8 protein-coding genes and 4 pseudogenes are annotated in these 12,171 nt (G+C 65.4%); 4 read left to right on the forward strand and 8 right to left on the reverse strand.

Annotated features, from left to right (window positions below; genetic code table 11):
* Positions 1-196: 196 nt before the first annotated feature.
* Together FZ983_RS33565 and FZ983_RS34945 are read right to left on the reverse strand one after the other, a co-directional pair.
* Positions 197-829 (reverse strand): annotated as a pseudogene (locus FZ983_RS33565) (transposase); the annotation flags it as partial.
* Positions 830-1,105: pseudogene (locus FZ983_RS34945) on the reverse strand (transposase); the annotation flags it as partial. It abuts the pseudogene before it with no gap.
* 223 nt (positions 1,106-1,328) lie between these two features.
* Between FZ983_RS34945 and FZ983_RS33570 the strand changes: the two are divergent.
* Positions 1,329-2,531 (forward strand): acetyl-CoA C-acyltransferase, encoded by a 1,203-nt coding sequence (locus FZ983_RS33570; RefSeq protein ID WP_149229059.1) that lies wholly within the window; start codon positions 1,329-1,331, stop codon positions 2,529-2,531.
* A 102-nt stretch (positions 2,532-2,633) separates the two neighbouring features.
* On the opposite strand, the gene FZ983_RS33575 is transcribed toward FZ983_RS33570, so the two are convergent.
* Positions 2,634-3,434: an SDR family oxidoreductase gene (locus tag FZ983_RS33575; RefSeq protein WP_149229060.1), complete on the reverse strand. Its 801-nt coding sequence runs from the start codon at positions 3,432-3,434 to the stop codon at positions 2,634-2,636.
* A 251-nt stretch (positions 3,435-3,685) separates the two neighbouring features.
* On the opposite strand from FZ983_RS33575, the gene FZ983_RS33580 reads away from it, so the two are divergent.
* Both FZ983_RS33580 and FZ983_RS33585 read left to right on the forward strand, forming a co-directional pair.
* Positions 3,686-5,728: a 3-hydroxyacyl-CoA dehydrogenase NAD-binding domain-containing protein gene (locus FZ983_RS33580; RefSeq protein WP_149229061.1), complete on the forward strand. Its 2,043-nt coding sequence runs from the start codon at positions 3,686-3,688 to the stop codon at positions 5,726-5,728.
* Between the two features lie 77 nt (positions 5,729-5,805).
* Positions 5,806-6,069: pseudogene (locus FZ983_RS33585) on the forward strand (IS6 family transposase); the annotation flags it as partial.
* A gap of 91 nt (positions 6,070-6,160) precedes the next feature.
* Here the strand turns inward: FZ983_RS33585 and lpdA are convergent.
* Genes lpdA through FZ983_RS33605 form a run of 4 tightly spaced genes read right to left on the reverse strand, consistent with a single transcriptional unit; the run spans position 6,161 to position 11,189 of the window.
* A complete protein-coding gene (gene lpdA, locus FZ983_RS33590) occupies positions 6,161-7,588 on the reverse strand; it encodes a dihydrolipoyl dehydrogenase (RefSeq protein WP_247884085.1) in 1,428 nt (475 codons plus the stop codon).
* A complete protein-coding gene (locus FZ983_RS33595) occupies positions 7,585-8,895 on the reverse strand; it encodes a dihydrolipoamide acetyltransferase family protein (RefSeq protein ID WP_149229063.1) in 1,311 nt (436 codons plus the stop codon). Before FZ983_RS33595 ends, lpdA begins: the two co-directional genes overlap by 4 nt.
* A gap of 2 nt (positions 8,896-8,897) precedes the next feature.
* Positions 8,898-9,911: an alpha-ketoacid dehydrogenase subunit beta gene (locus FZ983_RS33600; protein ID WP_211103039.1), complete on the reverse strand. Its 1,014-nt coding sequence runs from the start codon at positions 9,909-9,911 to the stop codon at positions 8,898-8,900.
* 3 nt (positions 9,912-9,914) lie between these two features.
* Entirely contained in the window at positions 9,915-11,189 is a 1,275-nt protein-coding gene (locus FZ983_RS33605) for a thiamine pyrophosphate-dependent enzyme (protein WP_348771092.1), read from the reverse strand.
* 196 nt (positions 11,190-11,385) lie between these two features.
* On the opposite strand from FZ983_RS33605, the gene FZ983_RS33610 reads away from it, so the two are divergent.
* Positions 11,386-11,898 carry an Lrp/AsnC family transcriptional regulator gene (locus FZ983_RS33610; protein ID WP_149229065.1) on the forward strand — a complete coding sequence of 171 codons (513 nt, stop codon included), beginning with the start codon at positions 11,386-11,388 and terminating at the stop codon, positions 11,896-11,898.
* Between the two features lie 54 nt (positions 11,899-11,952).
* Here the strand turns inward: FZ983_RS33610 and FZ983_RS33615 are convergent.
* A pseudogene (locus tag FZ983_RS33615) lies at positions 11,953-12,171 on the reverse strand (ABC transporter ATP-binding protein); the annotation flags it as partial.

The raw sequence follows: 12,171 nt of genomic DNA on the forward strand, positions 1-12,171 counted from the left end.
GCGCCAATGGTACTGCGTCTTAAGACGTGGGAGAGTAGGTCGCCGCCAGGTCACTCAGGCTCAAGAGACGCGCAATCACGAAGCACATCGCTGACATCTTCGCACATATCGGAAACGCCCCGGCTCACATGAGCCGGGGCGTTTCTGTTTGTGCGCACAGCATGAGCGCGTTGTACGCATCCGGTGAATGCCGCGGTCAGGCAGCTATCTTCTGTTCGCGGATTACCTTCCAGTTCCAGGGCAGTAGTTCGTACAGGCGGGATTGGGGGATGTCGTTGATGTGCGCCAGCACGTCGGCGAGCCACGCCTGAGGATCGATGTCGTTGAGCTTGGCTGTGGTGATCAGGCCGTACATGATCGCCGCTCGCTGCCCGCCGCGATCGGAGCCGCAAAATAGCCATGCTTTCCTCCCGAGAGCAATCCCGCGCAGGCTGCGTTCGGCGGCGTTGTTTGTGAGACACAGCCGGCCATCGACGAGGAAGCGGGTGAAGCCGTCCCAACGGGTCAGCATGTAGTCCATCGGCTTGGCCACGGGGGCATGGCGGGAGAGCCGGGCGCGCTCCGTCCGCATCCAGTCCTCCAGTGCGGCTACCAGGGCGATGCTGTGCTCCTGGCGGGCCGCCAGCCGATCGGTCGCTGGCTTGCCGTTCAGGGCGCGCTCGAGATCAAAGATGGCGTCGATGCGCTTCACGGCTTCCAGGGCCAGCGGTGAGATCGGCGGGGCGTGCTTGCCACGTCTGGTGTTCGCGGCGATGTCGGCCAGCTTGAAGATGCCCCGCCGGGCATGTGTCCACCACAGCACGTCGCCGATTGGCCCCGGCTGGCGGTCGAGTCCCTCGCTCTGGCGCAGTGGCTGATGGAACACCAAGCGGACCAAGAGGGCGGTTTCAATCGCGAGGTCGGCGTGGCGTGCCCGACCGCCCGGGGAGGTCCGGGGAGCCGCTCGTCAGCCGGCGATCGCCGCCTCATCGACCCAAAAGGTCAGGGTGCCGCGTCGGCGCAGACCCGACTCATAGGAGGACCAATTCGTCACCCTGAACGTCAACTTGGGGATGCGGTGGCGGCGGGCGGCGTTGTGCTTGAACGGCGTGGCCGTCGCGGCGATCAGAACGACAGAGCCGCCCTTCTACAGGAGGCATTCACCCTCCGCCAACAGGCCCCGCAGCGCCTCCGTGCACCAACACCGCCTTCGCTGGCTTTGAAAGCTACAATCATGCCGTCGAACCAAAACGTCAGACGATCTTGTTTGACGAGAGACGCAGAAAACGTTAATCACCTCGGACGCGAGAGACCGTCGAGTTTCTTGGACATCGGGAGTGGAGCCAACAATGCGTGAAGCGGTCATTGTTTCGACGGCACGGACGCCGATCGGTAGGGCCTATCGTGGGGCATTCAATGCGACGTCGGCGCAGGAACTGATCGGCCATGCCGTTCGGCATGCGGTGGCCCGCGCCGGCGTCGAGAGCGGGGAGATTGAGGATTGCATCGTGGGCGCTGCGCTTCAGCAGGGTTCGACCGGCTTCAACATCGGCCGCCAAGCGGCCATGCGAGCCGGCTTGGCCGTCAGCGTCCCCGGCATGTCCGTGGACCGTCAATGCGCCTCCGGCCTGATGGCGATCGCGATCGGAGCGCGCCAGATCATACATGACGGGCAGACCACCGTCGTGGCAGGTGGGGTGGAGAGCATCAGCCTCGTCCAAAATGACAAGATGAACACATTTCGTACCGAGGACCCGTGGCTGACGGAGCACATGCCGTCCCTGTACATGTCAATGCTGGAGACGGCGGAGGTCGTTGCCGAACGTTACAACATCAGCCGTGAGGCGCAGGACGCCTACGCCCTGCAATCGCAGCAACGAACGGCGGCCGCGCAGCAGGCTGGAAGATTCGATCAGGAGATCGTGCCGCTGAAGTCGACAATGCAGGTCGTGGATAAGGCAACGGCGGTTGTGTCCGTGCAAGAGGTCGAGTTGACCCAGGACGAGGGCAACCGGCCACAGACGACGCTGGCAGGGCTTGCAGACCTCAAACCTGCCCACAAGAGCGGCCAGCGCATCGATGTCGGACGGTCGATCACAGCCGGCAACGCCTCGCAACTGTCGGACGGTGCCTCCGCAGTGGTGATGATGGAAGCCAAAGAGGCAGGGAAACGTGGAATCGCACCGCTCGGTCGCTACGTCGGTATGGCGGTTGCGGGGTTGGAGCCCGATGAGATGGGTATCGGCCCGGTATATGCGGTGCCCAAACTGTTGAAGACGCATGGGCTGTCCATCGACGATATCGGTCTCTGGGAGTTGAACGAGGCCTTCGCCGTCCAGGTGCTCTATTCCCGTGACCGGCTCGGCATTCCGAACGAACGGCTCAACGTGAACGGCGGAGCGATTTCGATTGGCCATCCCTACGGCATGTCGGGTGCCCGGATGGTGGGCCATGCGCTGATCGAAGGCAGGCGTCGCGGCGCCCGCTATGTGGTTTGCACGATGTGTGTCGGCGGCGGCATCGGGGCGGCCGGGCTCTTCGAAGTGTTCTGAATGGATCTTGAGGAGGGCCGGGTGTTCGTCCGGCCCCCATGCCGTCAGGACGCTGAATCCAATGTTGGCGGGTTGCGGTACCGAGGATTGGCCTGCCGCGCCTTACACACCGCGAATGGTGACGCCGCCATCCACCACCATCGTCTGGCCGGTTACGAAGGCGGAGGCTGGCGAAGCGAGGAAGACGGCAGCCCCCGCGATGTCATCGGGCTCCGCGATGCGTTTCAGTGGCGTGGTGTCGAGGTAGAATTGCAGACTTTTCGGATCGTCGACGATTGCGCGTGACAGACCGGTGCGGACCAGACCGGGAGCGATGCAGTTAACCCGGACGTTATCACCGCCGAATTCCGTCGCTAGATTGCGGGCTAACTGCATGTCCGCGGCTTTGGAGATGTTGTAGGCGCCGATCACCGGCGAACCCACGTAGCCTCCGATGGAGGAAATCACGATGATCGAACCGTCGCGGCGGGCGCGCATGCCCGGTGCAACCGCTTGTATCAGCCAATGGTTCGCGATGACGTTGTTGTCCATCACCTTCCGAAAGGCCTCGTCGCTGATGGCCGACATCGGGCCGTAATAGGGGTTGGTCGCGGCGCAACAAACCAATATGTCGATCCTTCCCCACATGTCCTGGACGCGCTCGGCCAGTCCCAGCAGGCTCGCCTTGTCCGACAGACTGGCGGCGATCGCGACAGCCCGGCCGTCTCCGTAGAGATCGTTGATGTCCTGCGCCGCCGCGTCGCACGCCGCCTGCTTGCGCGATGAAATCACGACCTTGGCACCATGCTGCGCCATGCGCTGGGCAATCGCGCGACCGATGCCTCGGCTGGAACCGGTGATCACGGCGACTTGGCCGGTCAGGTCGAAAAGCCCTCCGACGGCGGCATTGCCTGAATTGGTCATTTCGTGTCCTCGCTTGTCAGGGCTGTCATGCGAGCGATCATCATTCTCCCACTCTTTTTGTCAATCTATAATGTCTGACATTATTGACTGTTAATACGGCGGAGGGTATACGCACTCCTTACCCGAGGCCGAACTGTTCCCTAGCGTCCGGCCCTGCCGAGGCGGCCGCGCAAGGCATGGCCTGACCAACCGCGCCGGCTGGTCACAAAAGGGTTTGGTCTCAAAACGGTAAGCCAAGGAAGGCAGACATCATGGCCATGAACGCCAATGCCCCGAAGGTGGAGATAGAGCGTGTGGGCGACATCGCGCTGATACGCATCGACAACCCGCCGGTGAACGCAATGAGCGAGCGGGTGCGCCAGGGGCTGGAGGCGGCGCTCATTGCGCTGGCCGCGGACCCGTCTGTTCGAGCCTTGGCTCTTTACGGTGCGGGTCGCACCTTCGTTGCCGGCGCGGACATCCGCGAATTCGGCAAGCCCTTGGCTCCTCCCGATCCGAACGACCTGATCGGGCGCATTGAAAACTTTGCTGTGCCGGTCGTTTCGATCCTGCACGGCACAGTGCTCGGAGGCGGTCTCGAATTGGCGTTGGGGACCCACGCCCGCGTCGGCGTCGAAGGGGTGCAGGTCGGATTGCCTGAGGTTCTCCTCGGACTGCTGCCGGGAGCTGGCGGAACGCAGCGGCTGCCCCGAGTGGCCGGCGTCGCAGCGGCGCTCGACATCATTCTGTCCGGTCGCAAGGTTTCGGACCGGGAGGCGCTTTCGCTCGGGATCATCGACCGCTTGGTGCGGGACGCGCCGCGCGATGCGGCGATCGCGATGGCCAAATCCGTCCTGGACGGGAGCCTGTCGACCCGCCGGGTGAAGGATCTGCACATCAAGCCGGAGAATGCGCTGATCGAGCAGGCTGCCGAAGAGGTGAAGCGCAGGCAGCCGAACCTCGTCTCGCCACTTCGATGCATCGAGGCCATCGCAGCCTCCACCCGTCCGCTGAGCGAGGGTCTCATAGCGGAGCGCAAGGCTTTTCTCGACTGCATGAACACGACACAGCGAGCCGGCTTGGTGCATGCCTTCTTCGCGGAACGTGCCGTCACCGACATTCCAGAGAAAACCGCAATTCCTCGGCCGGTCGCGGCCATCGGCGTCATCGGAGCCGGAACCATGGGATCCGGTATCGCCACGTCCGCCTTGCTCGCCGGATTTCCGGTCGCCCTTGTCGAGACTAGCGACGAGGCGTTGAGGCGAGGCTTCGAAACCATCTCAGCCAATCTCGACGGTGCGGTCCGGCGCGGCCAACTCGCGGCAGACCTGCGGGATAGGACACTCGGGATGCTTTCGCTGTCGGCCGAACTTGTCGATCTCGATCGGGCGGATTTCATCGTGGAGGCGGCATTCGAGAACCTCGACGTCAAGAAGTCGATTTTCGCGGCACTCGACGTGATCGCCAAACCCGGTGCAATAATGGCTTCAAGCACGTCGTTCCTAAACATCGACGACATCGCTGCCGTCACAGCCCGCGCGACGGACGTCATCGGAGCGCACTTCCTTCCACCAGCCGAGTTGACGCGTTTGCTTGAAATCGGCGTCGGTACGCGAACCGCGCCGGAGGTCGTGGCGACAGCCTTCGCCCTGGCCAAGCGCTTGGGTAAGGTCGGAGTGCGCGCCGGCATGGGCGACGGCTTCATTGGCAGTCGCATCGTCCGCCAAAGCTTCAGGGCGGCCGAGCGCATGATGATAGACGGTACGAGGCCGTCGCAGATCGACCAAGCGCTTGAACGGTTCGGCTTTGCCATGGGACCTTTCCGCAGCCTTGGTCTTTCCGGACGCAACCCCGATCAGGCCGGGCGTGAACGGAAGACTGGCCAGGGATTCTACGATCATTCGCAGGATCCGATCGTTCCCTACAAGCCCGCGCTGCAGATCATCGAGGAGGAAGGCGAAAAAGCGGGGATCCCTCCGCACTCCTTCACGGATGAGGAGATCGTCAGCCGTTACATGACTGCAATGATTTCAGAGGCGGCACGCGTGGTGGAGAATGGGATCGCGTTGCGTCCGATCGACGTCGACGCCGTCTTACTCTTCGGGTACGGCTTCCCCCGTTTCCGTGGGGGGCCGCTTCATTACGCCGACACGCTTGGCCCGACTGAAATCCTCAACCGTATCGAGCGTTATGCGGTGGAGGACAGCGGCTTTTGGCAGGTGCCGGACCTTCTCCGCCGTATGGCGGAGCGCAACGGCACCTTTGCCAAGTTAAACGAAATGCGTCAAGCGCCTGCCGAACGCCACAGCGGGTGACGGACACGTCGACCGGGTGCTGGAGGGCACCGTCAAGTTGGCGGCGGCGCAGTTGCTGGTGGCGGTATGGTGCGGGTATGACGACGCGCCCCGATTGCGGCTACGCTGGCTACCGCTACCGGGGCGCGGTCATCGCAACAGCCGCGTGGCTTTACTTCCGCTTCCCCCTGAGCCTGCGGATGGTCGCGGATATGCTGGCGGCCCGGAACATCACGGTGAGCTACGAAGCGGTCCGGCAATGGAGCCTGAAGTTCGGCCGGTGGATCTCCACCGACTTGCGCCGCCGGGCGCCACGTCGAGGCGACAAATGGCATTTGAGCGAGGTCGTCCTTACAAGTGCCTCATCAGGCTGTTCAACGGCCCCTTCATCGGGGGTCTCCCGATCCGCCAACATCATCGTCACGCTCCAGATCGACCTCACTTTCACAAAGGTCAAGATCCGAGATGGAGCGGCCGCCCAAGCAACTTGAGTGCCGCTTCGTGGAAAACCTCGCTCAGAGTCGGGTGGGCATGGATAGTTCCCGCGACATCATCAAGCTCTGCCCCCATTTCCAGCGCCAGCGCAAATTCCCCCGACAGTTCGGAAACGTGGGCGCCCACCGCCTGGATGCCGATCACCCGCTGATCGTCCCGGCGCGCCACCAGCCGAACGAAGCCGCTCTCGCCGGCGTCCAGGGTCAGCGCACGGCCGTTCGCGGCGAAGGGAAATTGATCGACGATCGCATCGATCCCCTGTGCCGACGCTTCGTCCGGCGACAGGCCGACGCTGACGATCTCCGGTTCCGTGAAGCAAACTGCCGGGATCGCGGCCGGGGCAAAGCGGCGGCGGTGGCCGGCGATGATTTCCGCCACCATCTCCCCCTGGGCCGACGCCTTGTGCGCCAGCATCGGCTCGCCGACCAGATCGCCGATCGCCCAGACATTGCGCATCGAGGTCCGGCACTGGTCGTCCACCGCGACAAAGCGCCCCTGGCGATCAACACCCATCGTTTCGAATCCCCAACCCTCCAGCCGGGGGCGCCGACCCACGGTCGACAGCACGGCGTCGGTCGGCAGGCGGATCGTCCCACCATCCGCCGTCTGTACGATCAGCGCATGCCCGTCCCCTTCGGCTTCCATACCCAGCGCACGGGCCCCGAGATGAACCGTCACCCCGGCCCGTTTCAGCCAGCGCTGCACCGGATCGGTCAGAGCGGCGTCGTAAAGCGGCAGGATGCGCGGCTGTGCCTCGACCACCGTCACCGTCGATCCCATCTTTGCAAAGGCGCTGCCCAGCTCCAGCCCGATATAGCCGCCGCCGACCACCACGAGCCGGCGTGGCAGCCGGTCCAACGACAGCGCCTCGGTCGAGGACAGAACCGGCCCGCCGAAGGGCAGGGCGGGCAGCGGCACCGGCTCCGAGCCGGTGGCAAGGATCACATGCTCCGCCCTCACGGTCAGCGGGCCATCGCTGCCTTGGACGGTGCAGGTCTTGGCGTCGGAGAAGACTGCCCAGCCGCGCAGGACGCGCACCTTGGCCTTGCGCAGCAGGGCTGCCACCCCGCCGCTGAGGCGGTCGACGAGGCCGTCCTTCCAGCGCACGGCGCCGGCTAGGTCGAGGCGCGGCGGCGTGTCGAGTGCGATGCCGAGGCGGCCGTCGCCCATCGACTGGGCCATCGCCTCGAAGCTGCCGGCGACATGGATCAGCGCCTTGGACGGGATGCAGCCGCGGATCAGGCAAGTACCGCCCAGCCGGTCGGCCTCGACCAGCACGGTGTCGAGCCCGAGCTGGCCGGCGCGGATGGCGGCGACATAACCGCCCGGTCCGCCGCCGACTACCAGGACCTTGGCGGTGACGGTCTTCATGCTGGGTGCGCTCATCGCGGCGGATCCATGAACAGGGTGGCGGGCTGCTCCAGCGCGGCTTTCACCCGCTGGACGAAAGAGGCGGCGTCCCAGCCGTCGACGACCCGGTGGTCGAAGGAGCAGGACAGGTTCATCATCGACCGGATAACGACGGCGCCTTTGCGCGCCACCGGCCGCTCGGTGATCTTGTTGACGCCGACGATGGCAACCTCCGGCCGGTTGATGATCGGCGTGGTGGCGAGGCCGCCCAGCGTGCCCAGGCTGGTGATGGTGATGGTGGAGCCGCTGAGCTGCTCCCGCCCGGCCTTCCCGTCTCGCGCGGCCGTAGCCAGTTCGCGGATCGCGTGGGCGGCCTGCCAGAGGTCGAGCGTCTCGGCATGGCGGACGACCGGCACCACCAGCCCACCCGGCGTTTGCGTTGCAATGCCGGCATGCACCGCCTCGAACCGATGGACCACATTCGCCGCATCGTCATAGCGGGCGTTGATCTGCGGGAACTCCGGGAGCGCCCGGACCAGGGCCCGGATCAGGAAGGGCAGCAGAGTGAGTTTCGGCCGCACCGCGCCACCCTCGGCGTTGAGGTGGAGACGCAGTTCCTCCAGGGCGGTGACGTCGATCTCCTCGATGTAGGAGAAATGCGGGATGTGACGCTTGGCCTCCTGCATGCTCTCGGCGATCCTGCGGCGCAGGCCGCGCACCGGCACCTCCGACACCCCGGTTCTGGTCGGGGAGGGTGGCCGTTCTGCCAAGGCGACACCGCCGGCCTCACCACCTCCGCCGGCAAGATGGCGGTCGAGGTCGCGATGCAGGATCCGGCCGCCCGGGCCGGAGCCGGCTACGAACTGCAACGGGACGTCAAGGTCGCAGGCACGGCGGCGCACCGCGGGCGAGGCGGTCGGCTTGACGCCGGGCGGCCGGCGGACCAGCAGGGCGGGCACAGCGCCGTCTGGCCGGACAGGCGCGACATCCGGCGCGGGGGCAGCGGCGGCAGGCATTGCAACGCCGGCTGTCGGCAGCGCCGCCGCGGGGATGTCATCGAGCGGGTCGGCGGGGGCGTCACTGGGCACCTGATCGTCTGCTCCCTCGACTTCCAGCGCGACCAGTTCGGAACCGACCGCCAGCATCGCGCCGGGGGCGCCGTTGAGCGACAGGACCGTGCCGGCGACCGGCGAGGGGATCTCGACCGTCGCCTTGTCCGTCATAACGTCGACCAGCGTCTGGTCCTCGGCGACGCGATCGCCGGGTGCGACATGCCAGGCGACGATCTCGGCCTCGGCGGTGCCTTCGCCGACATCGGGCAGCTTGAAGACATAGCGCGCCATGCTCACTCCTCCATCACGCGGCGCAACGCCTCGGCGATTCGGGCCGGGCCGGGGAAATACTCCCACTCGAAGGCATGCGGGTAGGGCGTGTCCCAACCGGTGACCCGCTCGATCGGCGCCTCCAGATGATGGAAGCAATGTTCCTGCACCAGGGCGGACAGTTCGGCGCCGAAGCCGCCGGTCCGGGTGGCCTCATGCACGATGACGCAGCGGCCGGTCTTGCGCACCGACGCCTCGATCGTCTCGATGTCGACCGGCACCAGGGTGCGCAGGTCGAGGACTTCGGCATCGACCTGCGCGTCGCGGGCTGCGGCCAGCGCCACATGCACCATGGTGCCGTAGGCGAGGATGGTGACGGCAGTGCCGCTGCGCACCGTCGCCGCCTTGCCCAGCGGGATGGCGTAATGTCCGTCGGGAACTTCGCTGGCGGGATGCTTGGCCCAGGGCACCACCGGGCGGTCGTGATAGCCTTCGAAGGGCCCGTTGTAGAGACGCTTCGGCTCGAAGAACATCACGGGATCGTCGTCCTCGATGGCGCTGATCAGCAGCCCCTTGGCGTCGTACGGGGTCGATGGAATCACCGTCTTCAGCCCGGCGACGTGGGTGAAGATGGCCTCCGGGCTCTGGCTGTGGGTCTGGCCGCCGAAGATGCCGCCGCCATAGGGCGCGCGCACGGTGACCGGTGCCGTGAACTCGCCGCCGGACCGGTAGCGCAGCCGCGCCGCTTCGGAGATCAGCTGGTCGCAGGCGGGGTAGATGTAATCGGCGAACTGCATCTCGGCGACTGGACGCAGGCCGTAGGCGGCCATACCGACCGCGATCCCCATGATGCCGGCTTCGGTGATCGGTGTGTCGAAGACCCGGCTGCGCCCATGCTTGCGCTGCAGCCCGTCGGTGCAGCGGAACACGCCACCGAAATAGCCGACATCCTCGCCCAGAACGACGACGTCGCCGCTCCGCGTCAGCATCACGTCCATCGCCGCGTTCAGCGCCTGGACCATGGTCATGGTCGCCATCGTTCAGACCCCCGCCTGCTGGCGCTGGCGCTCCAGGTGCCAGGGCATCGTTTTGTAGACGTCCTCGAACATCGTGCGGGCCGACTGGAACGGCCCCTTGTCGAGGGTGCCGAGGGCTTCGGCCTCCTTCCCGGCGGCCTGGACCGCTTCCGCAACCTCCCGGGCCAGGTCCTCCCGTCGGGCCTCCGACCAGACGCCGAGCGCGATCAGGTGCTGGCGCAGCCTGTCGATCGGGTCGCCCAGCGGCCAGTGGGCGCCGGCATTCTCCGGCCGGTATTTGGCGGGGTCGTCACTGGTGGAATGGGCGGCGGCGCGGTAGGTGAACAGTTCGATCAGGGTCGGGCCGAGATTGGCGCGCGCCCGCGCCGCCGCCCAGCGCGTCGCCGCGAAGACCGCCAGGAAATCATTGCCGTCCACGCGCAGGCTGGGAATGCCATAGCCGAGGCCGCGCGCCGCGAAGGTCGTGCGCTCCCCGCCGGCAATGCCGTGGAAGGAGGAGATGGCCCAGTGATTGTTGACCAGATTGAGGATCACCGGGGCGCGGTAGACCGACGCGAAGGTCAGGGCATGATGGAAGTCGCCCTCCGCGGTGGCGCCCTCGCCGATCCAGGCTGCGGCGATGCGGCTGTCGCCCTTGATCGCCGAGGCCATCGCCCAGCCCACAGCTTGGCTGTATTGCGTCCCCAGATTGCCGGAGATGGAGAAGAAGCCGGCTTCCTTGCTGGAATAGAAGACCGGCATCTGCCGGCCCTTCAGCCGGTCGCCGGCATTGGAGTAGACCTGGCACATCATGTCGACCAGCGGCCAATCGCGTGCGATCAGCAACCCCTGCTGCCGGTAGGTCGGAAACAGCATGTCGGCGCGGTCGACCGCCATTCCTTGCGCGACGGCGATGGCCTCCTCGCCGGTGCATTTCATGTAGAAGGAGGTCTTGCCCTGCCGCTGGGCACGCTGCATGCGCTCGTCATAGGCGCGCACCGTCATCATCGACCGCAGCCCGCGCATCAGCATGTCGGGGCTGAGCGCCGGGTCCCAGGGACCGACGGCATGCCCCTGATCATCGAGCACGCGGACCAGATCATAGGCGAGGTCGGTCATGTCGGCCGCCGGACAATCAGTGTCGGGACGGCGGGCGGTGCCGGCCGGCGGCACGGCAAGGGTGCTGAAATCGATCTCGCTGCCGGGCCGCTGCGGAGGCTCCGGCACATGCAGACTCAATGGCGCCCGAAAAGGCACAGGGGCATCCATGGCATTCCTCCCAAAGGCAGGTGCTGGCATCGGACGTCTGTCCGAGAGGCATCGGTGATGGAAAAGCGGGGCAGGAAACGACCGGGACCGCAGCGGCGTGTCGGGGTATCGGGTCGTTGGTCCGATTATACCGTTGGTGCAGCGAATTTTCTTTGCGTTCTAATGCCCACTATGCAGAGATTGCGCATCGTTCAATTCGTTGATCACCGGTCTGGAGAGGTATTTCATGCGGATCGAACTTGACGCCATCGACCGCCGCATTCTGGCCCTGCTGCAATCCGACGCCCAGCTGTCGAGCGCCGAAATCGCCGAGCGGGTGGGGTTGTCACAAGCGCCGTGCTGGCGCCGCATCAAGCGGATGGAGGAGAACGGCGTCATCCGCCTGCGCGCGACCCTGCTCGATCGGAAGAAACTCGGGCTGAACGTGCTGGTGTTCGCGCAGGTGAAGCTCGCCGCCCATGGCCGCGCAACCTTGCCCGAATTCGAGGAGACCGTGCGCCAGCTGCCGGAGGTGCTGGAATGCTACACGCTGATGGGAGCCACCGATTACATCATCAAGGTGGTCGCCCGGGACGTCGAAACCTATGAACACTTCTTCCGCGAGAAGCTGTCCCAGCTTCCGGCGGTGCGTGAGACCAACTCGGCCATCGCGCTTTCGGAGATCAAGCACACCACAGCTTTGCCCCTGTCCCTGCTGGAGGAACCCGACTGGTCGGTACGGACGACGAAAACCCGCTGATCTTTGAGCAAGGCCAGCGGGCCCGATCGTCAGAAGCCGAGGATCGTTTCCATCTCAGTGGCCCCCTTCCAGATAAGCAGCCCGTACCTCGGGGTCGGCCAGAAGCTGCGCCCCCGTCCCCGTCATCGTGATCTTCCCCGTCACCATCACATAGGCCCGGTGCGCAAGCTTCAGCGCGTGGAACGCGTTCTGCTCGACCATGAACACCGTCATCTTCTGTTCCCGGTTGATCTCCTGGATCACCTGGAAGATCTGCTTCACGATCAGCGGCGC

The organism is Azospirillum sp. B21 (genome assembly GCF_008364825.1).
Lineage (GTDB): Bacteria > Pseudomonadota > Alphaproteobacteria > Azospirillales > Azospirillaceae > Azospirillum.